This is a genomic window from Streptacidiphilus neutrinimicus, from assembly GCF_000787815.1.
GTDB classification, from domain to species: domain Bacteria; phylum Actinomycetota; class Actinomycetes; order Streptomycetales; family Streptomycetaceae; genus Streptacidiphilus; species Streptacidiphilus neutrinimicus.
In genome coordinates this window covers 13,446-35,423 of sequence record NZ_BBPO01000069.1, presented here as the reverse complement: position 1 = coordinate 35,423, position 21,978 = coordinate 13,446, and the positions used below count along the sequence as shown (strand labels likewise).

Here is a 21,978-nt window from a genome sequence, read left to right as displayed (position 1 = left end):
CAGTAGAGCCCCCCTGGCCTTGTGCCAGGGGGGCTCTACTGCGTTACCGGCAGGTTGTGGCAGAAGTCTCGCCCAGTGTGCCCCAGGTCACGTTTCGGATCTGAGACCATGGACACCATGAAGGGACGCGTCCTGATCGTCGATGACGACACTGCTCTGGCCGAGATGCTTGGCATCGTGCTGCGTGGAGAGGGGTTCGAGCCGAGCTTCGTCGCGGACGGCGACAAGGCTCTGTCCGTATTCCGGGAGGTCAAGCCTGACCTCGTACTCCTGGACCTGATGCTGCCCGGCAGGGACGGGATCGACGTCTGCCGGCAGATCCGCGCCGAGTCCGGCGTGCCGATCGTCATGCTGACCGCGAAGACCGACACGGTCGACGTCGTGGTGGGCCTGGAGTCCGGTGCGGACGACTACATGACCAAGCCGTTCAAGCCGAAGGAGCTCGTCGCCCGCGTGCGCGCGCGTCTGCGTCGCGCCGAGGAGCCGAGCCCGGAGCAGCTGACCATCGGCGACCTGGTGATCGACGTCGCCGGCCACTCGGTGAAGCGCGAGGGGCGCAGCATCCCGCTGACCCCGCTGGAGTTCGACCTCCTGGTCGCCTTGGCGCGGAAGCCGTGGCAGGTCTTCACACGTGAGGTGCTGCTGGAGCAGGTCTGGGGCTACCGGCATGCCGCCGACACCCGCCTGGTCAACGTCCACGTGCAGCGGCTCCGCTCGAAGATCGAGCGGGACCCGGAGCGTCCCGAGATCGTGGTGACGGTCCGCGGTGTCGGCTACAAGGCGGGTCCGAACTGAGATGAGCGGTCAGGCCTCCGCCGCCCTGCCCCATACGGACGGCGGGCGGTCTACCACCCAACAGTCTCTGTTCAGTGCCCTGTGGCGGCAGCTGCGGAGGCCGGCCCGGCGTGCCGTCGGGCTGTATCGGCGTTCCATCCAGCTGCGCGTCGTGGCGATGACGCTCGTGCTCTCGCTCGGCGTGGTGCTGCTCCTGGGCGTCGTCGTGATGAACCAGGTCCGCAACGGCCTGCTGCAGACCAAGATGCAGTCGGCGCAGACGCAGGCGGAGAGCGGGTTCGCTGCCGCCAAGACCGCCGCGGGGGCGCTGAGCGGGTACGCCCACAAGACGGGCGGCAGCGCGTCCTCGCAGACGGGGGTCGGCGCCGGCTCGGAGTCGCTGCCGGACGTCGGCGAGGTCATGAACGAGCAGGTTTCGACGCTGGCCTCGAGCGGCGCGGGGTCCTACTACGTGGTCGGGCTGCCGACGAGCGGCGACTCCTCGAACGCGACGTCCCGGGCCATGCCCGCCACGGGCGGGGTGGATCCGACGGCGACGATCCCCGCGGATCTGCAGCAGCGGGTGGCGGCGAGTCCGGGCAGCCCCGAGGGCGCGTACACCACGGTCACGTTCCAGAACGGCGCCCAGAGCCAGCCGGGCGTCGTCATCGGTGAGCAGATATCGCTGCCGAACGACGGCAGCGGCGCGAACGCGGCCGTCAACGGCTCCTACCAGCTCTACTACGTCTTCCCGTTCACCCAGGAGACCAGCACGCTGAACCTGGTCACCGGGACGCTGGCGACCGCCGGGGTCTTCGTGGTGATCCTGCTGGGCGCGATCTCCTGGCTGGTGGTGCGCCAGGTGGTGACGCCGCTGCGGATGGCGGCGGAGATCTCCGAGCAGTTGGCCTCCGGCCACCTCGAGGAGCGGATGAAGGTCTCCGGCACGGACGACATCACCCGCCTCGGCGAATCGTTCAACCGCATGGCCGGGGCGCTGCAGGCGCAGATCCGGCAGTTGGAGGAGCTCTCACGCGTCCAGCGCCGCTTCGTCTCGGACGTCTCGCACGAGCTGCGCACGCCCCTGACGACGGTCCGTATGGCCGCCGACCTGCTCTACGAGGCCCGCGAGGACTTCGACGACCCGATGGCGATGCGCTCCGCCGAGCTGCTGCAGAACCAGCTGGACCGTTTCGAGTCGCTGCTGGCGGATCTGCTGGAGATCAGCCGGTTCGACGCCGGGGCCGCGATCCTCGACTCGGAGCCCACCGATCTGCGCGAGGTCGTCGGTCGCGTGATCGACGGGGCCGGTCCGCTGGCCGAGCGCAAGGGCAGCGCGGTGCGGATCGTCGGCGGCGACGAGCCGGTGGTGGCCGAGTGCGACCCCCGGCGGATCGAGCGGATCCTGCGCAACCTCGTGGTCAACGCCCTGGAGCACGGCGAGGGCCGCGACATCGAGGTGCTCATGGCCACGCGGGACGGCGCGGTGGCGGTCGCGGTGCGCGACCACGGCATCGGGCTCAAGCCCGGTGAGGCCGCGCGCGTCTTCAACCGCTTCTGGCGTGCCGACCCGGCCCGTGCCCGGACGACCGGCGGCACCGGCCTCGGTCTGTCGATCGCGCTGGAGGACGCCGCTCTGCACGGCGGCTGGCTGCACGCCTGGGGTGAGCCGGGCGGCGGCTCGCAGTTCCGTCTGACCATTCCGCGCAGCGCCGGTACGGAGATCACCCGGTCCCCGATCCCGCTGGAGCCGGAGGACTCGCGCGGCAATCGCGGCCTCGACATCTCCGGCAGCCCCTATCGCCGGCCCCGCCCGGCCGGGGCGACGGCCCCGCCCGCCGCGGGTGAGCTGGAGCAGAGCCCCGGGCAGCCGAGCCTCGGTCCGGGTCTCGGCGGCGTGCTCGGCTACGGTTCGGTCATCCCGGCCCTGCCCGGGCCGACACGTCCCGGGCCAGCCGGCAACCCCGCTGACCTGGGCAGTGTCTCCGGTCTCGGGGCGGGCTTCGCCCCCGGCGGCGCCCAGGTCGTCGTCCCCGGCACGGTGACGACGCGCACGGACGAGGCGCCCGCGGACGCGTCCCGGGAGTTGCGGGGGCCGCGGGAGAGCCGGGAGGGGCGGGAAGCGGACGGGTCGCACGAGGGAGAGGGAGCGCGTGAAGAGGTCTGAGCAGTCGCGGTTCCGTACGGTCCGCGCTGTGGCGCTGTCGGGCGCCGTTCTCGGGCTGGCCGGTTGCGCCACCATGCCCGGCAACGGCCCGGTCACCCTCGGGCCGACCGCGTCGGGAAACACGCAGAACACCCGCGTCGAGCTGATTCCCGTGCCGCCGGCCGATCAAGAGCGCCCGGACCAGCTGCTCTACGGCTTCCTGGACGCTCTGGGCAGCGACCAGTCGGACTACCGGACGGCCCGGCTCTATCTCAGCGACCCGAACTGGCAGCCTTCTGGCGCGGTGGACGTGCTGGACACGGTCCCGCAGTTGAAGGAGCAGCGGAGCTCCGACCCGAAGAGCGTCACGATCACGGCCAGCGGTACCGAGGACGCCTCGCTGGACACGCACGGCTCGTACACGGCCGCCGCGCCCGGTACGGCGGTCAGTGTCGACTACCACTTCAAGATGGACGACAAGGGCCAGTGGCGGATCGTCGACCCGCCGGCGACCGTGCTCACCAGCCAGCGTGACTTCCAGCGGATATACCAGTCGGTCAACCTGTACTTCCCGGCGGCGGCCGGACACACCAGCGGGGGTGTGAGCCCGCTCGTGGCCGACCCGGTCTACATCCGCGGACGGGTCGACAATCCGCTGCAGCTGGCGGCGCAGCAGTTGCTCGACGGACCGAGCACCTGGCTTCAGCCGGTGGTCACCACGGGCTTCCCGACGAACGCGCAGAACTCCAAGGTCGAGCTGGACACCAGCGGTTCCCAGGCCAAGGCCTACCTGTCGCTGGGCGCGGACGCGGACTGGAGCCCCGGCGCCTGCCAGACGATGGCGGTGCAGCTCTACACCACGCTCACCGTCGATGCCTTGAACATCCAGGCCACCCCGCCGACCTCGGTAGCGCTCTACCGCGACAAGAACGGGTCGCCCATCTGCACCACCCCGTCGGAGGGCGCCTACAACCCAGTGCGGGTGGGCGCGACAGCCTACTTCCTCGGTGCGGACCACCGTCTGAACAGCGTCACGCCGCAGGCCGGCTCCGCATCGGCCTCGGTGGAGGACGTGCCGGGGAAGCTGGTGCCGGCGGGCATCACGATCGGCTCCTTCGCGGTCTCCCCCGGCGCGGACGGCCAGGTGGCGTCCATCTCCGACGACGGTCGCGCGCTGTACGTGAGCACGCTGCACGCCACCACCGCGCCGACGACGGCGGCGCTGCGCAGCGGCACGCCGGAGGCGCTCTCCTCGCCCAGCTGGGACGGCACTGGCACGCTGTGGGCGGTCGACACCGAGCCTGGCGGGACGACGCTGCGCGCGGTGGCCGGCGGCGTGTCCGTGCCGGTCGACGTGCAGGGCCTCCCGGACGGGGCCACGATCCAGCAGGTCCGTGTGGCACCCGACGGGGCGCGGATCGCGCTGCTGGTGAAGACCGGGGACAACACGACGGTCGAGATCGGCCGGGTGCGGCACCTCGCGGCGGACGATGCCACCCACCAGACGCCCTCGTTGTCCGTGGAGGAGCTTCGGCAGACGGCGGCGGGGATCACCTCGATCTCCTCGCTGTCGTGGCAGGACGGCGACGGCCTGGTGGTCGTGGGCCAGCAGAGCGGTACCACCAGCGTCATCCCCGTCGAGATGGACGGCAGCCCGTCCTCGCTCGGCACGATCCAGACGCTGAGCGGTGTCACCGACGTGACGACCCTGCCCGGCGACCTGCAGTGGCTGCTCGCCACGGCGAAGAACCCCGACCAGCAGAACGAGATCTTCTACTCCCAGCTGTCGGCGTTCCGCTGGCTTCCGATCACCGAATCCTCGTCGAGCCGGGGAAGCGGCGTGCGTTTCCCCGGCTGAGGCGCAGGCCTGCGGTCACGCCGCTGCGACGACCGCGGCGGCCAGGACGTCGACACCGGCGTCGGAGAGGGCACGGGTCGCCTCGGCGAGGCTCGCGCCGGTGGTGACGAGGTCGTCGACGACCACGACATGGCCGGTGTGGAGGAGGGCGTCGGCGCCTCGGGTGAGGCGGAGCGCGCCGGCGAGGTTGCGGCGGCGAGCGGGGGCGTCGAGCCCGGCCTGGTCGGCGACGGCGCGGGCGTGGCGGAGTGCGGGGACTACGCGGGCGGGGACGCCGTGGGAGCGTAGCGACGCCGTCGCGGCACGCGCGAGACGGATGGTCGGGTCGTGGCCACGGGCGCGGGTCGCCGACGCCGTGGACGGCATCGGCACCAGCAGCAGGGGGCGCGCGGTGCACCGGTGAGGCGCGAGGGCAAGCGGAACCGCCGTGTGCACGGCGCGGGCGAGCGCGCGGCCGAGCGGCGCGGCGAGCCGCATCGCACCGCGTTCCTTGTGGGCCAGCAGAGCCTGTCTGACGGCTCCGCCGTAGGGCAGCGCCGCGTAGACCTCGGGCAGGCCGGGCGGCGGGTGGCCGGGCCTGGCACGGCTCGGGTCGGGCTGCTCGAGCGCGACGCGGCAGGGCGCGCACAACTGCGCGTGGGGGCTGCCGCAGCCCACGCAGACGGTGGGCAGCAGCAGGTCCAACACGGCGTCGAGGGCGCGAATCGGTGACCGTTCCACGGAGCCTCCCCACGGAGAAGGAGATACGGTCGGAGGTACACACGGAAGGAGTGCCAAGAGTGCCCCGACCACCCCGATGACGAGGGCCATTCACGTGATGTTCATCCGAACGGGGGCTGCTGCCGCGCGGGGGCTGTACAAGGACCGCGCGCACGGCGAATTTGGACGGCAGGACGTATGGCTCCCTGACTCGGGGGCTTCAGCCCCGTGTCGGACAGGCGAATTCCGGGGAACCGTTGTTCCATGGGGTTCCCACCGTTCCCACTGGGGATGAAGGGGACAGAGGGGCGGTTCCACCCGACCCCCCGAGCGGGTGGGGCTGCGTACTCGACGGGCCCTGCGGACCTATGGGTCCGCGGGCATGAAGCGCGAAGGATCGGAGTTCTGCGTGGACATCGTCGTCAAGGGTCGCAAGACCGAGGTTCCGGAGCGGTTCCGCAGGCACGTCGCCGAGAAGCTCGAGCGGATCAACAAGCTCGACGGCAAGGTGATCAGCGTGGACGTGGAGCTCTCGAAGGAACACAACCCGCGCCAGTCCGACCACGCCGACCAGGTGGAGATCACGCTCCGCAGCCGTGGCCCGGTGATCAGGGCGGAGGCGAGCTCCTCCGACCCGTACTCCGCGCTCGACCTCGCGTCCGCCAAGTTGGACGCGCAGTTGCGCAAGGCCGCGGACCGACGGCGGATCAGCAAGGGGCCCCGGGCGCCGATGAGCGTCGCCCAGGCGACCGCCGCGCTGTCGGACACGCCGGGGCAGGCGACGCCCGAGGAGCTGAGCCCGCCCAAGAGGACGATGCAGGGATCCGTGGCGGTGGAGGGTGACGGGCCGCTGGTGGTCCGCGAGAAGACCCACCCCGCCGCACCGATGGCGCTGGACCAGGCGCTGTACGAGATGGAACTGGTCGGCCACGACTTCTACCTGTTCGTGGACTCCGACACGCTCCAGCCGAGCGTGGTCTACCGGCGCCACGCATACGACTACGGTGTGATCCACCTGAAGGTCGAGGAGTGACGGCCCGCCTGACGGCGCAGCGCCACAGCAGGACGGGCGGCACAGCATGACCGAGGGTTCCTCCGGCACACTTCCGGGGGAACCCTCTTCTGGCGCGTGATGGCGATCACCACGAAGCGTGGAATCATGTCGCTGAAAGCCGCCCATGAGGGGGAGGGACCGGATGGTGGAGCCGATCCGGGTGCTGGTCGTGGACGACCACGCGCTGTTCCGGCGTGGACTGGAGATCGTCCTGGCCCAGGAGGAGGACATCGCCGTCGTCGGCGAGGCCGGGGACGGGGCCGAGGCCGTGGAGAAGGCGGCCGACCTGCTGCCCGACATCATCCTGATGGACGTGCGGATGCCGCGCCGTGGCGGCATCGAGGCGTGCACGGCCATCAAGGAGGTCGCACCCAGCACGAAGATCATCATGCTGACCATCAGCGACGAGGAGGCCGACCTCTACGAGGCGATCAAGGCGGGGGCCACCGGCTACCTGCTCAAGGAGATCTCCACGGACGAGGTGGCCACCGCGATCCGCGCCGTGGCGGACGGCCAGTCGCAGATCAGCCCCTCCATGGCGGCCAAGCTGCTCACGGAGTTCAAGTCGATGATCCAGAAGCGGACCGACCAACAGGAGTTGCTGCCCGCACCCCGGCTGACGGACCGTGAGATGGAGGTGCTCAAGCTGGTGGCCACCGGGCTCAACAACCGGGACATCGCCAAGCAGCTGTTCATCAGCGAGAACACCGTGAAGAACCACGTCCGCAACATCCTGGAGAAGCTCCAGCTCCACTCCCGCATGGAGGCCGTGGTCTACGCGATGCGGGAGAAGATCCTCGAAATAGGCTGACCCTCCCGGCTCAGGCGGCCAGCAGCTTCTCCAGCGGGGCCCGCAGCGTCTCGTCGTGGAGCTGCTCGACCCGCACGGACGAGCAGCCGACCCACTGCGCCGCCTCGCGCAGCGCCTCGGCGAGCGCCGGGAGGGCGCTCGGCGTGGTGAGCGAGGCCTGCCGGGCCACCAGCGTCGTGCCCTCGCGGGCCGGATCGACCCGGCCCACCAGGCGGCCGCCGACGAGCAGCGGCATCGTGAAGTACCCGTGCACGCGCTTGTGCTTGGGGGTGTACGCCTCCAGGCGGTGGGTGAAGCCGAAGATCCGCTCGGTGCGGGCGCGGTCCCAGATCAGCGAGTCGAACGGGGAGAGCAGCGTGGTGCGGTGACGCCCACGCGGCTCGGCGGCGAGGGCGGCGGGATCCGCCCAGGCCCGCGCCGGCCGCCCGGACAAGCCGTTCCGCTCCCAGCCCGCGACGCGGACCGGCACCAGCCCCGAGCTCGGCAGCGCGGCGGTGACCTGCTCCACCCGGAGCCGGTGGTAGTCGGCCAAGTCCTTCTCGGTGGCGACCCCGAGGGCCTGGCCGGACTGCAGCACCAGCTGCCGCAGGCAGGCCTCGTCGTCCGGCTCCGCCGCCAGGAGCTCGGCCGGGACGGCCTGCTCCGCCAGCGCGTAGACGCGACGCCAGCCGCGGCGCTCCGCGCAGACCACGACGCCAGTGTCGAGCAGCCACTCGACGGCGATCTTGGACTCGGACCAGTCCCACCACTCGCCGCCCCGCTTGGCGCCCCCCAACTCCTTGGTGGTGAGCGGCCCCTCGCCGCGCAGCTTGGCGACGATCTCGGCGCAGGAGCGCTCCGCGTCCTCCATCCGGTGCCAGCGGTGGCCGCGACGCTCGAAGGCCCGGCGCCGGAAGGCGAAGAGCGGCCACTCCTCGACCGGCAGCACGCAGGCGGCATGGGACCAGTACTCGAACGAGCGGTTGCCGCTCCAGTACGCGGCCTCCACCGCCTCGCGCCCGACCGCGCCGAGCCGGGCGTAGGGGATCAGCTCGTGCGACCGGGCGAGCACGGAGATGGTGTCCAACTGCACCGAGCCCAGCCGGCGCAGCATCGCCCGCACACCGCCGCGGCGGTCCGGCGCGCCGAGGAGCCCCTGGGCGCGCAGGGCGATCCGGCGGGCCTGGTCACTGGAGAGCTCGAGAGGTGTCGCCATGTCCCGCAGCCTAGGCCGGGCCACTGACAGCGCTCACCGGATCGGGTGAGGCAAATCAAACTCTCGTCCCGAATCTCACGCCCAGGGGTGGAGAAAGCGGAACGGGACCGTTTCTCGGCAGACCCCGCTCCTAGCCTGTTCACGCAGCGAATCGAGCTGCCTGTGGGGGCTTACGGGGATTCCGCATTTCTTCTGATCACTTTCTCTGATGCTTCGGCGCGTGCGGTCACGCCTGCGCGCGCCCGGGAGGGGACGACATGGGTCGCAGGACCCGATGGGCCGCCGCGTTCGTCGCGGCGGGGTTGCTGGCGTGCATGACGCCGGCGGCCGGGGCGCAGGCGGCGAGCGGCACGCAGCGCATCGACCTCAAGGTGCTCGTGGTCGACGACGGAGGGCCGTCCGTGGCCGCCATCGTCAACGAGCTCGATCTCACCGGCACGCCCTACACCCGGGTGAGCCTGAACGACGCGAGCCGTCCGGTGATCAACGCCGCGTTCCTCAGCGGCACCGACGGCTCCGGCCGGGCGGAGGGGCGGTACCAGGCCGTGGTGCTGCCCAACAACGCCCCGTTCCCGGCCGGTTCGGCCGAGATGGCCGCACTGCGGAGCTACGAGGCCCAGTTCGGCGTGCGCCAGGTCGACGCCTACACCTACGCCCAGCCGGCCGTCGGCCTCAACTGGGCCGCGAGCCCCGGCTACATCGGGGCGCTCGACGGCATGCAGGGCATTGTCACCTCGGCCGGGCTCGGCGGCGCCTTCGACTACCTCAAGGGCAGCGTCCCCTTCGAGGACAACGACCCGAACGTGACGGAGAGCTACGGGTATCTGGCCACGCCGCTGGCCACGCAGGCGTCCGGGGCCGCGTTCACGCCGCTGGTCACCATGCCGATCCCGGGCGGGGGCGGCACACAGGGCGTGCTCGCGGGCGAGTACGACCACGGCGGCGTCTCCGAGCTGGTGCTCACCTTCGACTACAACCAGTACCAGCAGCAGTACCGGCTGCTGGCCCGCGGCATCGTCGACTGGATGACCCAGGGCATCCACCTCGGCTTCGACCGCGACTACTTCTCGATGAACGTCGACGACGTCCTGCTCCCGGACGACCGGTGGAGCTCCACGGCCAAGTGCACGCCCGGCGACGCCGCCTCCGCCTGCCAGGGCGCCCCGGCCTCCTCCGAGATCCGGATGACCCCGGCCGACGTCAGCTACGCCGTGCAGTGGGAGCAGGTGCACAACTTCACCTTCGACTTCCTCTTCAATGGCGGCGGCAGCGACGACGCCACCCAGAACGGCACGGTCGACGACCCGCTGACCGACGCGCTGCTGCAGAACAAGTCCTCGTTCCGCTGGGTCGACCACACCTACGATCACCCGTTCCTGGGCTGCGTGCAGAACACCACGACGGTCCCCTGGTCCTGCACCACGGACGCGAGCGGCAACGTCTCCTGGGTCGACGAGCAGACCATCGAGAACGCGATCAGCCAGAACGTCGCCTGGGCCGCCCGGCACGGGCTCTCCATCGACCGGGCCGAGCTGGTCACCGGGGAGCACTCGGGCCTGAAGACGCTGCCGCAGCAGCCCGTCGACAATCCCAACCTCGCGCCCGCGCTGAACGCCGAGGGCGTCAAGTGGACGGGCAGCGACCATTCCCGCGAGCCCGACCAGCGGGCTGTCGGCAACGCGCTCACCGTGCCGCGCTTCCCGATGAACGTCTACTACAACGCCGGCAAGGTGGCCGACGAGGTCGACGAGTACAACTGGCTCTACACCGCCACCTCCCAGGGCGGCAGCGGCACCTGCACCGCCAACCCGGCGACGACCACCTGCCTGTCCGCCCCGCTGGACGAGTTGACGGGCTACAGCAGCTACATCGTGCCGTTGGAGGCCCGGATCGACATGGGCCACGTTCTCGGCGACAACCCCGACCCGCACTACGCCCACCAGTCCAACCTGGCCGAGGACCGCATCCTCTACCCGGTGCTGGACACCCTGTTCGCCACCTACAACCAGCTGATGGCGGCCAACGCCCCGATGGTCAACCTGCGCGAGTCCGCGATCGGCGCCGAACTGCAGCAGCGCAGCGCCTGGCAGTCGGCGGTGTCCGCCGGCAAGGTCACGGCCTACCGGGTGGGCGGCACCGTCACCGTGCAGGCCCCGTCCGGGGTGCGGGTCCCGGTCACCATGCCGAACGGGACGGTTCAGCCGGGCCTGCTCGGTCTCGGCGCGACGGCCGCCGGCACCGCCTACGCGGGCGAGCTCTCCGGATGGCTGGCGCCCAAGCTGCTCCAGGGCGCGGTGACCCTCACGCTCAGCTCCGCGGGCACACCCGCCGCACCCGCTGCGTCGGGCACCAAGGCCGCGACACCCACGGCGGTCGCCCCGGCGCAGACCAAGCCGGCACAGCCGGCGTCGGTGGCACTCCAGGTACCGCTGACCCCGGCCGGTGTCGCGCTCCTCCCGCAGGGACGCAAGTAGCCGCGGGCACCGTAAGGAACGGACGGACAGAGCCGTCGAGCACCACCTTCTTCACCAGTCGCACATACGGCAGAGCCAGGGCCCGGGACGCAACGCCCCGGGCCCTGGCCCGCCACGAACGCCCGAGGGGGCCGAGCCCGTATGAACAGCCCGGGACCGCTTGAGGTCACCCTGCTGACGGAGGGCACCTATCCGTACATCCACGGCGGCGTCAGCACCTGGTGCGACCAGTTGGTCCACGGGATGCCCGATGTGCGCTTCCACGTCCTGGGGATCACCGGGTCCGGCGACGAGCCGGTGGTCTGGCCGCTGCCGAGGCAGGTCGTCTCGGTCAGCACCGTGCCGCTGTGGGGTCCGACGCCCGAGGGCCGGGCGCCGCGCGGCAGGGCGCTGCGGCGCTTCCTGGCCGGCTACGAGCGTTTCCTGCTCTCGTTGCTCGACCCGGACTTCGAGCACCACTTCGCCGACGAGCTCTACCAGCTCTCCGAACTCGCTTTGACCGGCCGCTCGTTGACCGCAGCGCTGCGCACCGAGGGCGCGCTGCGCTCGCTCCAGGGCGTCTGGCGGCTGCCGTTCCTGCCCACCAGCCGGGACCGGCCCAGCCTGCGCGACGCGCTGGAGGGGACCGACCTGCTGGAGCACGCGCTGCGCCCGCTCTCCGTCCAGCCGCCCGCGCGCGGCGTCGCGCATGTGGCGACAGGCGGGCTCGCCGCGCTGCCGGCCCTGGCCGCCCGGCGGTTCCACGGCGTGCCGCTGCTCCTCTCCGAGCACGGCATCTACCTGCGCGAGCGTTTCCTCGGCTTCCGCAACCCGCCGTTCAGTCGCCCGGTGAAGACGCTGCTACTGGGCTTCTACCGGATGCTCGCTGCGGAGAGCTACCGCTGCGCCGACGTCGTCGCGCCGTGCAACCGGTACAACCGCCGTTGGGAGGAGCACGGCGGCTGCGACCCACGGCGCATCCGCACCGTCTACAACGGCGTGGACCTTCGGCAGTTCCCCGTCGCCGGCCCCGAGCCCGAGGAGCTGACCCTCAGTTGGGCCGGGCGGATCGACCCGATCAAGGACCTGGAGACGCTGCTGCGGGCCTTCGCGCTGATTCGCGCCGAACTGCCGCAGGTGCGGCTGCGCCTCTTCGGCGGCGTCCCGGCCGGGGGAGAGGAGTACCGCGCGCGGCTCGACGCGCTGGCGGCGGAGCTCGGGATCACCGAGGGCGTCGTCTTCGAGGGCCGCATCGAGGAGGTCAGGAACGCCTACGGGGCGGGCACGGTGGTGCTGCTGTCCAGCATCTCCGAGGGGTTCCCGTTCAGCCTGATCGAGGCGATGGCCTGCGGCCGGGCGACGGTCTCCACCGACGTCGGGGGCGTTCGGGAAGCGGTCGGCGACACCGGCCTGGTCGTCCCCGCCCGCGAGCCCGAGGCCCTCGCCGCCGCGACGCTCGCCCTGCTCCGCGATCCCGGGCGGCGCGTCCGCCTGGGCGCGGCCGCGCGGCGTCGGGTGACGGAACGGTTCACCGTGGAGCGCACGGTGGCCGAGTACCGCTCGTTGTATGGGGAGTTGGCGCGGACGGGCGGCGCGACGGCGGCCCAGTCCGAGGCAGCCCGCTGCGAGGCAGCCCCGTTCGAGGCAGTCCCGTTCGAGGCAGCCCCGCTCGAGGCAGCGCAGTTCGGGGCGGCGCAGTTCGGGGCGGCGCAGTTCGGGGCGGGGTGGTTCGGCTCGGATCCGCCGAGCAGCACGGCCGGTGCTCAGCCCGGCCGACCCCTGCCCGCGTCCCTGTCCGCGTCCGTGCCCGTGCCCGTGTCCGCGCACGCGCCCGTGCCCGCAGGCGCGCTGCCCGCACGCGCCCGTCTGCCACGTCAGCGTGGCTCGGCGCCGGTGCCCGCGTCCGACCCCGGCGGCCCGCCCGCGCCCGGCGACGGACCGAGGCGGCCGGCGGGCGACGGGGTCGCGGCGTGAGCGGCTTCGTCGAGCTGGTGCGGGGGCTGCGGCTCGATCCCGTGCCGGCGGCGCTGCCCCGGGTGGCGGTGCGGGACGCGGTCGCGCAGGATCCGGCCGAGGAGATAGCGCTGCGCTTCGCCGAGGTCGCCGAGAGAGCCGTGCACGCGCTGGAGCTGGTCGCCGCGCTGGAGGCCGAGGGCCTCAGCGACCGTCAGATACAGCAGCGCTACGGCCGACGCGACGCGTTCGAGCTGGGGGAGGAGTTGTTCCGGCGCGCGCATCCGGAGGGGCAGCGCGCGTCGGGCGGCGCGGTGCCCAAGCGGGTGCGGCTGCGGCTGGCCCGCGGCCCGGCGCGTGCCTCGGCGTGGGGCGTGCCCGCATCGCGCAGCGCGTTGCGCGGGGTCCTGTTCGCGCTGCCCGGCCTCGCGTTCGTGCTGGCGGGGCGTCCGCCGGGCTCGTTGTGGTGTGCGGGCGCGGCGTTGCTGTTCTGCTGGAGCTGGAGCCAGGGGGTGGCCCACCTCGGTTATCTGCGGCTGGGCCGGGGCGAGCCCGTCGCCGCGGCCGAGTGTCTGGCCCGTGGGGGCGTGGCGGGCGTGGTGCTCTGGCTGCCGGTGGCCGCCGTCGCGGCCGTGCTGTCGGGCTCGCCGCCGGCGGCGGTCGGGTACGCGCTCGGGCAGGGGCTGTACTTCGCCTCGGCGACCGCGCTGCTGGTCCTCGGCCGGGAACGCGCGCTCGTCGGCCCGCTCATGCCGGTCGCGTGCGGCGCGCTCTGGCTGCTCGGCGCCCGACCGGCCGGACTCCCGGGCCCGCCGGGGCCGGTGGGTGTGGGCCTCGTCCTGCTCTCCCTGGTGCTGACGGTCCGGGCGGGTTGGCGGGAGACGGGGCGTGCCGCACCGTGGAGGGGCTCGACGGGGCGCCGGGAGCGGCTCGCGTGGCGGGAGGCGGGCCAGGCGGGGGTGTTCGGCCTGGCGGTCGCCGTGCTGACGCTGGCCGACGTCGGGCCGACGACGGTGGCGCTGACGCTCAGCATGGGCGGCGCGGAGTGGTTCCTGGCCCGGTGCCGTGGGGCGACGGAGCTGGCCTTGGGGCGGGCCGCGGCCGCGCGGGAGTTCCACGGGCTGGTCGTCGGCGCGCTGCTGCGCTGCCTCGGCGGCTACCTGCTGCTCGTCGCGGGGCTGGCCTGGCTCGCCGAGCGGATCTGGCCCGGGGCCTCGGGCCCGGGCGTAGGCGGTCTCACGGCGCTGGCCGCGGCGATCTGGAGTGCCCAGTTGCTGCAGTCCCTCGGCCTGCTCGGCCGGGCCGCGCTCGGGGTGTCCGCGGCGGCGCTCGCCCTGGTGGTGACGCGGCTGGCGGGAGCCGAGGCGGGAACGGCACAGGCCTGGGTGGGCGTCGTCGCGGCGGGGGCGCTCTTCGCGCTCGCCGTCCTCGCCCTCGCCACCGCGACCCGGCACCGGTGACGATGAAAAAAGAAAGAAGTACATGAAAAGAACGCAGGCCCTGATGATCGCGGCCGTGCTGTTCGGGGCGATGCTCACCGCCTGCGCGGGCGGACCCTCGCCTCGGCAGGCCTCCGCCTCGTCCGGTTCCGCCGACTCCGGTTCCGCCGCTCCAGCTTCCGCCGCCGCCTCGTGGTGGCGGCCGCAGGCAGGACTGAGCTGGCAGTGGCAGCTCACCACGCCCGTCGACACCTCCGTCCGCGCCGGCGTCTACGACATCGACGCCGACGACAACGCGGCCACCGTCGTCGCCGCGCTGCACCGCGCCGGACGGCGGGTCGTCTGCTACGTCAACGCGGGGAGCTGGGAACCGTATCGGCCGGACGCCGGAAAGTACCCGAAGGAGTTGCTCGGCAAGCCCCTCGACGGCTGGCCCGACGAACGGTGGCTGGACATCCGGCGCCTCGACCTGCTCACGCCGCTGCTGGCCCATCGCCTCGACGAGTGCCGCGCGAAGGGCTTCGACGGGGTCGAGCCCGACAACGTGGACGGCTACGAGAACGACACCGGCTTTCCGCTCACCGCCGCCGACCAGCTCGCCTTCGACCGTGCCGTCGCCCGGCTCGCCCATCAGCGGGGCCTGGCCGTGGGGTTGAAGAACGACTTCGACCAGGTCGCGGACCTCGCGTCGGAGTTCGACTACGGGGTGGACGAGCAGTGCGCCGAACTGCGCCAGTGCGCGGCGTTGACCGCTTTCGTGAAGGCCGGCAAGCCAGCCTTCGACGCGGAGTACTCGGTGTCGACTACGGCGTTCTGCGCGCAGACGCAGGCCCTGGGAATCAGTGCCATCCGTAAGCACCTGGAACTGGACGCTTGGCGGCAGACTTGCTGAGGCGGTATTTCAGCTGTCCGATTTCGACCGCTGTCGACGCAAAAAGAATGCCACTCGCGCGGACGACACCATGCCCTGTGCTGACGGACCTCCCGGCAGCACGGGCTCCTCGCATACGATGGGCTCGCGGTGGCCTATTCGTTACCACCGCGAGCAAGGTGCCCGATACAGTCGCCCGGTCCATCCAGGCAAGGAGCCAGCCCACGTGTCCGTCTTCGACAAGATCCTGCGTGCAGGCGAAGGAAAGATCCTTCGCAAGCTCACGAAGATCGCAGAACAGGTCAACTCCATCGAAGAGGACTTCGTCAACCTCACGGACGCCGAGCTCCGTGCGCTGACCGACGAGTTCCGGGAGCGCCTGGCCGACGGCGAGACGCTGGACGACATCCTCCCCGAGGCCTTCGCCACCGTGCGCGAGGCCGCCAAGCGCACCCTTGGCCAGCGTCACTACGACGTGCAGCTGATGGGTGGCGCGGCGCTCCACCTCGGGTACGTCGCCGAGATGCGCACCGGTGAGGGCAAGACCCTCGTCGGCACGCTCCCGACGTACCTGAACGCGCTGGCCGGCAAGGGCGTGCACCTGATCACGACCAACGACTACCTGGCCGAGCGCGACTCGGAGTGGATGGGCCGGGTGCACCGCTTCCTCGGCCTCGAGGTCGGCTGCATCCTGGCGAACATGTCGCCGGCCGAGCGCCGCGCGCAGTACGCCTGCGACATCACCTACGGGACCAACAACGAGTTCGGCTTCGACTACCTGCGCGACAACATGGCGTGGTCGAAGGACGAGCTGGTGCAGCGCGGCCACAACTTCGCCGTCGTCGACGAGGTCGACTCGATCCTCATCGACGAGGCCCGTACCCCGCTGATCATCTCGGGCCCGGCCGACTCCGCCACCAAGTGGTACGGCGACTTCGCCAAGATGGTGCAGCGCCTGAAGATCGACCGCGACTACGAGGTCGACGAGAAGAAGCGCACCGTCGGCATCCTGGAGGCCGGTGTCACCCGGGTCGAGGACTACCTCGGCATCGACAACCTCTACGACGTCGCGAACACCCCGCTGGTCGGCTTCCTGAACAACGCCATCAAGGCCAAGGAGCTCTACAAGGCGGACAAGGACTACGTCGTCATGAACGGCGAAGTCATGATCGTCGACGAGCACACCGGCCGTATCCTCGCCGGTCGCCGCTACAACGAGGGCATGCACCAGGCGATCGAGGCCAAGGAGGGGGTGGAGGTCCAGAACGAGAACCAGACCCTGGCCACCATCACCCTGCAGAACTTCTTCCGTCTCTACGAGAAGCTCTCCGGCATGACCGGTACGGCGACGACCGAGGCCGCCGAGTTCCACCAGATCTACAAGCTCGGCGTGGTCCCGATCCCGACCAACAAGACGCCGCTGCGCATCGACCAGCCGGATCTGATCTACAAGTCCGAGCCGGCCAAGTTCGCCGCCGTCGTGGACGACATCGTGGTGCGCCACGAGAAGGGCCAGCCGGTCCTCGTCGGCACCACCTCGGTCGAGAAGTCCGAGTACCTCTCCCAGGAGCTGCGCAAGCGCGGCGTCCCGCACGAGGTGCTGAACGCGAAGAACCACGAGCGCGAGGCGCAGGTCGTGGCGCAGGCCGGCCGCAAGGGATCGGTCACCGTGGCCACCAACATGGCCGGCCGTGGCACCGACATCATGCTCGGCGGCAACCCGGAGCACCTGGCCGCGGCCGAGCTGGCGCAGCGCGGGCTCTCCCCGGTGGACACCCCGGACGAGTACGAGGCCGCGTGGGGCGGCGCGCTCGAAAAGGCCAAGGAGGCCGTCAAGGCCGAGCAGCAGGAGGTCCAGGAACTCGGCGGCCTGTACGTGCTGGGCACCGAGCGCCACGAGTCCCGCCGCATCGACAACCAGCTGCGCGGTCGTTCCGGCCGTCAGGGCGACCCGGGCGAGTCCCGCTTCTACCTGTCGCTGGGCGACGACCTGATGCGCCTGTTCAAGGCCGGCATGGTCGAGCGCGTCCTGTCCATGGCCAACGTGCCCGAGGACGTGCCGATCGAGTCGAAGATGGTGACGCGCGCGATCGCGTCCGCGCAGACCCAGGTCGAGCAGCAGAACTTCGAGATCCGCAAGAACGTCCTCAAGTACGACGAGGTCCTCAACCGCCAGCGCGAGGTCATCTACGGCGAGCGCCGCCGCGTGCTCGAGGGCGAGGACCTGCACGAGCAGATCGACCACTTCATCGACGACACCGTCGACGCGTACGTCCGTGATGCCACGGCCGACGGCTTCGCGGAGGAGTGGGACTGGGACAAGCTGTGGACCGCCTGGGCCCAGCTGTACCCGATCTCCCTCAAGGTCGAGGACCTCGAGGACGAGGCCGGCGACCGCAGCGGCATCACGGCCGAGCTGCTGTCCGAGGCGGTCAAGGAGGACGTGCACGCCCGCTACGCCGAGCGCGAGGAGCAGCTCGGCGCCACGGTCATGCGCGAGCTGGAGCGCCGGGTCGTGCTGTCGGTCCTGGACCGTCGCTGGCGCGAGCACCTCTACGAGATGGACTACCTCCAGGAGGGCATCGGCATGCGCGCTCTCGCGCAGCGCGACCCGCTGGTGGAGTACCAGCGTGAGGGCTACGACATGTTCAACGCGATGATGGACGGGATCAAGGAGGAGTCCGTCTCCTACCTGTTCAACCTGGAGGTCCAGGTCGAGCAGCAGGTGGAGGAGGTCCCCGTCGCGGACGCGGTGCCGACCCCGGAGATCCGCGCGAAGGGCCTGGACGCCCCGCAGCGTCCGGACCGCCTGCACTACAAGGCACCGACGATCGACACCGCCGACGGCATCGTCGAGACCGACATCAACACCGGCCTCGAGGACGAGCCGGAGGACGGCGACGGCCTGACCCGCGCCGAGCGCCGCAAGGCCGCCAAGGGCGGCCGTCGCCGCAAGAAGTGACCCGGGGGCGCGAGGAACTGCGCGGGCAACCAGCGGTATGCCGATGGCCCTGCTCGTTCGGCGAGTCACCCCACAGGGTGGCTTGCCGCGCAGTTCCTCGCGCCCTTGCGGTGGCGACGTCCTCACCACCGTGACTCCAGCGCGGTGAAGCGCCAGGTGATGTTCTGACTGCGCCTCAGGGCGCGGCACTCCAGCCGGAAGGCGAGGGTCTCGGTCCGGGCGCCGACGCGGACGAGGGCCGTGACTTCGAGGGCGTCCTGGCGTGGCGCGGAGTCGAAGACCCGTTGCAGCACCGGGCGTGATCCGTCCGCGCGGAGGCAGCCGAGGGCCCGCAGGGTGCGGACGCGGTCGTAGACGTCCTCCGTCGCGAAGGCGAGCAGCTGTTCCTGTGGGCGCATGCCGGTGAGGACTTCCAGCAGCCGTTGCGCGTAGGCGCGCGCCAGCGGGTTCTGGGAGGTCGTGCACGGCGTCGGCCTGCGCCTGGCGCCGACACCGTGGAGGCGACCGATGCGGACGTTGCCGGTGTGCGTCGTCATGGCAGACGTCTATCGGTGACAGATGGCGGCGAACAAGGACCTTCGCGGTGGCCGCCGCGGTCTCCGGAGAATCACTTATCCGAGTGAAAACAGCCGCCTGACCTGGGCGGATGCCGGGCGCCCCCACCAGGGCCCGGTCACGTAGAGCGACGGATTGCCACTCAATCGATTACGTTGCGCAACCGGCGTCATCGGGTCGCGTTGACGCCTTATCCTGAGCGCATGCGCGTCTACGTGCCCCTCACCCTGACCGGCCTTGCCAAGGCTCACGCCGACGGCGCCGTCGCACCGCCGCCGGTGCCGGCGTACGCGGTGACGCCGGCGCTGCGCGAGTGGTACCTCAGCGACGACATCGAGGAGCTGGAGTACGCCGCGCTGGTCCGCGCCGCGCTGGCGTCGCTGCGGATGCTCGCCGAGGAGCCGGGCGCGCCGCGGCGGCGGGTGGTCGTGGCGGCGGACGTGCCGGACGGCGCGGTCGCGCTGAACGTGCAGGCCGAGCACGAGGAGGCCGCCGCGCTCGGCGCGGTCCGGCTGAACGAGCCGCTGCAGCTGGCGAAGGCGGCGTCCGTGCACGCCGACGCGGACGACGCGGAGGTGCTGGAGGACATCGCCGCCGCCGCGCTCGCGCTGCCCGCCGCCGACGCCGGGGACGAGGACGCGCGCTTCACCGTGGACGGCGCCGAGGACCACGAGCTGCTCTGGTTCGCGACGCAGGAGATTCCCGGGCTGTTGCCGTGAATGTCAGACCTGCGCGGTAGCGTCCTGCTCATGCGTGCACCACACATCGTCTGGGACTGGAACGGCACCCTCTTCGACGACATCTCGGCCGTCGTCGACGCGAGCAACGCCGCCTTCGGCGAGCTCGGCCTGCCGCCGCTGACGGTGGAGGAGTACCGCGAGTGGTACCGGATACCGGTCATCGACTGCTATGCCGACCGCCTCGGGCGGGTGCCCTCGTCCGAGGAGTGGGCGCGCATGGACGAGGCCTTCCACCTGCACTACACGACGCTGCGCGGGTCCTGTGGGCTGACCGTCGGCGCGCTGGAACTGCTCGCCTCCGGGCGATCGCAGTCGCTGCTGTCGATGTACGGGCACGAGGAGCTGGTGCCGCTGGTGCGCAGCTTCGGGATCGACGGGCACTTCCGCCGGGTCGACGGCCGGGACGGCACCTCGGGGACGACGGGCAAGGGGCAGTACCTGGTGCGCCACCTGGTCGCGCTGGGCGACGCGGTGGATCCGGCCCGTACGGTGCTGATCGGTGACGTGCCGGATGACGCCGCGGCCGCCGCCGAGGCGGGCGTGCGGGCGGTGCTGTACACCGGCGGAGCCGGTTCGCGGCGCGGGCTGTCGCGCATCGGGGTGCCGGTGGCCGACACTCTGGCCGAGGCTGTCTCCCTGGCGGAGGAGCTGGTCGCATGATGACTGTATGTCAGAAATGTACGGACTTGGCCGAATCGATGGAATCACCCGCGTTCCGGAGCCGCTGAACGAGCCGGTGCACAGCTACGCCCCGGGCAGCCCGGAACGGGCCCGGCTGGAGGCGCGGCTGGCGGAGCTGGCCGGGGCCGCCGAGGCGGCGCTGACGATGACCGTCGGCGGCGCGCAGCGCCTGGGCGGTGGCGAGCGGATCGACGTGGTGCAGCCCCACCACCACTCCGCGCGGCTGGGCGTGCTCGGAAACGCCACGGCCGAGGATGTGGGGCAGGCGGTGGAGGCGGCGCTGAAGGCCGCTCCGGCCTGGCGCGCGCTCTCGTTCGACGACCGGGCCGCGGTCTTCCTGAAGGCCGCGGAGTTGCTGGCCGGTCCGTACCGGGAGACGGTCGCCGCGGCGACGATGCTCGGGCAGTCCAAGACGGCGCAGCAGGCGGAGATCGACGCCCCCTGCGAGCTGGTCGACTTCTGGCGCTGGAACGTGCACTTCGCCCGCCGGATCCTGGCCGAGCAGCCGGTCAGCAGCCCCGGGGTGTGGAACCGGGCGGACCACCGTCCACTGGAGGGCTTCGTCTGCGCGATCACGCCGTTCAACTTCACCGCCATCGCGGGCAACCTGCCGACCGCTCCGGCGCTGATGGGCAACACGGTGGTGTGGAAGCCGGCGCCGACGCAGACGCTCTCGGCCTGGTACCTGATGCGGGTGCTGGAGGCGGCCGGGCTGCCGCCCGGGGTGATCAACATGGTGACGGGGGACGGGCGGGCGCTCTCCGAGGTGGCGCTGACGCATCGCGCCCTGGCCGGGATCCACTTCACCGGCTCGACCGCGACGTTCCAGGCGCTGTGGGGCCGGGTGGGGCAGAACATCGGCCGCTACGCGAGCTATCCGCGCCTGGTCGGCGAGACCGGCGGCAAGGACTTCGTCCTCGCCCACCCGAGCGCGGATCCGGCGGTGCTGCGGACGGCGCTGATCCGGGGCGCCTTCGAGTACCAGGGCCAGAAGTGCTCGGCGGCCTCCCGGGCGTATGTGCCGCGCAGCGTCTGGCAGGCGATGAAGGGCGACTTCCTCGACGAGGTGCGGGCCCTGCCCGTCGGCGATGTGTCCGATCTGTCCAACTTCATGGGTGCGCTGATCGACAGCCGCGCCTACGCCAAGAACGCCGGGGCGATCGCCCGCGCCCGGGACGTGCACAGCCTGGACATCGTCGTCGGCGGGCACAGCGACGACGCGATCGGCTACTTCGTCGAGCCCACCGTGGTCCTCGGCACCGATCCGCGGGAGGAGATCTTCTCCACCGAGCTCTTCGGCCCGGTCCTCGCCGTCCACGTCTACGACGACGCCCGCTGGGAGCAGACGCTCGACCTGGTGGACGGCACCGGGGCCTATGCGCTGACCGGCGCCGTCGTCGCGCAGGACCGCGCCGCGATCGCCCGGGCGACCGAGCGGCTGCGGTTCGCGGCCGGCAACTTCTACGTCAACGACAAACCGACCGGCGCCGTCGTCGGCCAGCAGCCCTTCGGCGGCGGCCGGGCCTCGGGGACGAACGACAAGGCGGGCGCCGAACAGAACCTTCTCCGATGGACGTCCACGCGTTCGATCAAAGAGACGTTTCTGCCCGCGACCGACCACCGGTATCCGCACATGGGGTGAGGGCCGTTCGACCCACGTGAAGGAAGAGTGGATTCCCCTTGGACAAGTCGTACAGCCGGTACCAAAGATCCTGACGCAGTGCACCGAATCGGCCCGGGACACGGTCTCCTACCCAAGTTAGGCTCGACCGGAACCACCGGGGCCG

General features: G+C 71.5%; 16 protein-coding genes. 13 read left to right on the top strand and 3 right to left on the bottom strand.

The window, feature by feature from the left end; genetic code table 11:
• Window positions 1-117 precede the first annotated feature (117 nt).
• Genes mtrA through TR48_RS30795 form a run of 3 tightly spaced genes read left to right on the top strand, consistent with a single transcriptional unit; the run spans window position 118 to window position 4,778 of the window.
• Complete coding sequence (mtrA, locus tag TR48_RS30805) at window positions 118-795, top strand: MtrAB system response regulator MtrA (RefSeq protein WP_042373547.1); 678 nt, start codon at window positions 118-120, stop codon at window positions 793-795.
• 1 nt (window position 796) lies between these two features.
• Window positions 797-2,941: an MtrAB system histidine kinase MtrB gene (gene mtrB, locus TR48_RS30800; RefSeq protein WP_052443188.1), complete on the top strand. Its 2,145-nt coding sequence runs from the start codon at window positions 797-799 to the stop codon at window positions 2,939-2,941.
• Window positions 2,928-4,778 (top strand): LpqB family beta-propeller domain-containing protein, encoded by a 1,851-nt coding sequence (locus tag TR48_RS30795; RefSeq protein WP_152628284.1) that lies wholly within the window; start codon window positions 2,928-2,930, stop codon window positions 4,776-4,778. The genes mtrB and TR48_RS30795 overlap by 14 nt, the downstream gene beginning before the upstream one ends.
• Before the next feature lie 15 nt (window positions 4,779-4,793).
• On the opposite strand, the gene TR48_RS30790 is transcribed toward TR48_RS30795, so the two are convergent.
• Window positions 4,794-5,498: a ComF family protein gene (locus TR48_RS30790; protein ID WP_236652412.1), complete on the bottom strand. Its 705-nt coding sequence runs from the start codon at window positions 5,496-5,498 to the stop codon at window positions 4,794-4,796.
• A gap of 388 nt (window positions 5,499-5,886) precedes the next feature.
• Between TR48_RS30790 and hpf the strand changes: the two genes are divergently transcribed.
• Together hpf and TR48_RS30780 are read left to right on the top strand one after the other, a co-directional pair.
• Window positions 5,887-6,510: a ribosome hibernation-promoting factor, HPF/YfiA family gene (gene hpf, locus TR48_RS30785; RefSeq protein WP_042373529.1), complete on the top strand. Its 624-nt coding sequence runs from the start codon at window positions 5,887-5,889 to the stop codon at window positions 6,508-6,510.
• 145 nt (window positions 6,511-6,655) lie between these two features.
• Entirely contained in the window at window positions 6,656-7,342 is a 687-nt protein-coding gene (locus TR48_RS30780; protein WP_042373528.1) for a response regulator, read from the top strand.
• Window positions 7,343-7,352: 10 nt separating this feature from the next.
• Here TR48_RS30780 and TR48_RS30775 read toward each other — a convergent pair whose 3' ends face one another.
• Window positions 7,353-8,537, bottom strand: a complete 1,185-nt coding sequence (locus tag TR48_RS30775; protein ID WP_042373527.1) for a winged helix-turn-helix domain-containing protein — start codon at window positions 8,535-8,537, stop codon at window positions 7,353-7,355.
• 257 nt (window positions 8,538-8,794) lie between these two features.
• Between TR48_RS30775 and TR48_RS30770 the strand changes: the two genes are divergently transcribed.
• The 5 genes from TR48_RS30770 (at window position 8,795) to secA (ending at window position 18,215) form a co-directional block, all read left to right on the top strand.
• Window positions 8,795-11,011 carry a hypothetical protein gene (locus TR48_RS30770; RefSeq protein WP_042373526.1) on the top strand — a complete coding sequence of 739 codons (2,217 nt, stop codon included), beginning with the start codon at window positions 8,795-8,797 and terminating at the stop codon, window positions 11,009-11,011.
• A gap of 141 nt (window positions 11,012-11,152) precedes the next feature.
• Window positions 11,153-12,964, top strand: coding sequence for a GT4 family glycosyltransferase PelF (gene pelF, locus TR48_RS30765; protein ID WP_063771098.1), 1,812 nt, complete (start codon window positions 11,153-11,155; stop codon window positions 12,962-12,964).
• Entirely contained in the window at window positions 12,961-14,403 is a 1,443-nt protein-coding gene (locus TR48_RS30760) for a hypothetical protein (protein ID WP_052443187.1), read from the top strand. Before pelF ends, TR48_RS30760 begins: the two co-directional genes overlap by 4 nt.
• A gap of 22 nt (window positions 14,404-14,425) precedes the next feature.
• The gene (locus TR48_RS30755; protein ID WP_042373525.1) at window positions 14,426-15,274 is read left to right on the top strand and encodes an endo alpha-1,4 polygalactosaminidase; all 849 of its coding nucleotides are present in this window, start codon (window positions 14,426-14,428) and stop codon (window positions 15,272-15,274) included.
• 205 nt (window positions 15,275-15,479) lie between these two features.
• Window positions 15,480-18,215, top strand: a complete 2,736-nt coding sequence (secA, locus tag TR48_RS30750) for a preprotein translocase subunit SecA (protein ID WP_042373518.1) — start codon at window positions 15,480-15,482, stop codon at window positions 18,213-18,215.
• Window positions 18,216-18,337: 122 nt separating this feature from the next.
• Here secA and TR48_RS30745 read toward each other — a convergent pair whose 3' ends face one another.
• Complete coding sequence (locus tag TR48_RS30745; RefSeq protein WP_042373516.1) at window positions 18,338-18,751, bottom strand: Rv3235 family protein; 414 nt, start codon at window positions 18,749-18,751, stop codon at window positions 18,338-18,340.
• A gap of 222 nt (window positions 18,752-18,973) precedes the next feature.
• Here TR48_RS30745 and TR48_RS30740 point away from each other — a divergent pair, with 222 nt between their 5' ends.
• From TR48_RS30740 to pruA, 3 genes are read left to right on the top strand one after another with little or no spacing between them, the layout of a single operon-like run.
• Window positions 18,974-19,489, top strand: coding sequence for a DUF6912 family protein (locus tag TR48_RS30740; RefSeq protein WP_042373515.1), 516 nt, complete (start codon window positions 18,974-18,976; stop codon window positions 19,487-19,489).
• Window positions 19,490-19,519: 30 nt separating this feature from the next.
• Window positions 19,520-20,170, top strand: a complete 651-nt coding sequence (locus TR48_RS30735) for an HAD family hydrolase (protein ID WP_152628282.1) — start codon at window positions 19,520-19,522, stop codon at window positions 20,168-20,170.
• 34 nt (window positions 20,171-20,204) lie between these two features.
• The gene (gene pruA, locus TR48_RS30730) at window positions 20,205-21,833 is read left to right on the top strand and encodes an L-glutamate gamma-semialdehyde dehydrogenase (protein WP_042373537.1); all 1,629 of its coding nucleotides are present in this window, start codon (window positions 20,205-20,207) and stop codon (window positions 21,831-21,833) included.
• Window positions 21,834-21,978: the final 145 nt, after the last annotated feature.

Excerpts from the sequence above, each read along its gene's own strand:
- TR48_RS30745 (WP_042373516.1), bottom strand. The coding sequence starts at position 18,751 with ATGACGACGCACACCGGCAACGTCCGCATCGGTCGCCTCCACGGTGTC.
- TR48_RS30775 (WP_042373527.1), bottom strand. The coding sequence starts at position 8,537 with ATGGCGACACCTCTCGAGCTCTCCAGTGACCAGGCCCGCCGGATCGCC.
- mtrB (WP_052443188.1), top strand. The coding sequence starts at position 797 with ATGAGCGGTCAGGCCTCCGCCGCCCTGCCCCATACGGACGGCGGGCGG.
- TR48_RS30780 (WP_042373528.1), top strand. The coding sequence starts at position 6,656 with ATGAGGGGGAGGGACCGGATGGTGGAGCCGATCCGGGTGCTGGTCGTG.
- TR48_RS30770 (WP_042373526.1), top strand. The coding sequence starts at position 8,795 with ATGGGTCGCAGGACCCGATGGGCCGCCGCGTTCGTCGCGGCGGGGTTG.
- pelF (WP_063771098.1), top strand. The coding sequence starts at position 11,153 with ATGAACAGCCCGGGACCGCTTGAGGTCACCCTGCTGACGGAGGGCACC.
- TR48_RS30755 (WP_042373525.1), top strand. The coding sequence starts at position 14,426 with ATGAAAAGAACGCAGGCCCTGATGATCGCGGCCGTGCTGTTCGGGGCG.
- TR48_RS30735 (WP_152628282.1), top strand. The coding sequence starts at position 19,520 with ATGCGTGCACCACACATCGTCTGGGACTGGAACGGCACCCTCTTCGAC.
- TR48_RS30740 (WP_042373515.1), top strand. The coding sequence starts at position 18,974 with ATGCGCGTCTACGTGCCCCTCACCCTGACCGGCCTTGCCAAGGCTCAC.
- mtrA (WP_042373547.1), top strand. The coding sequence starts at position 118 with ATGAAGGGACGCGTCCTGATCGTCGATGACGACACTGCTCTGGCCGAG.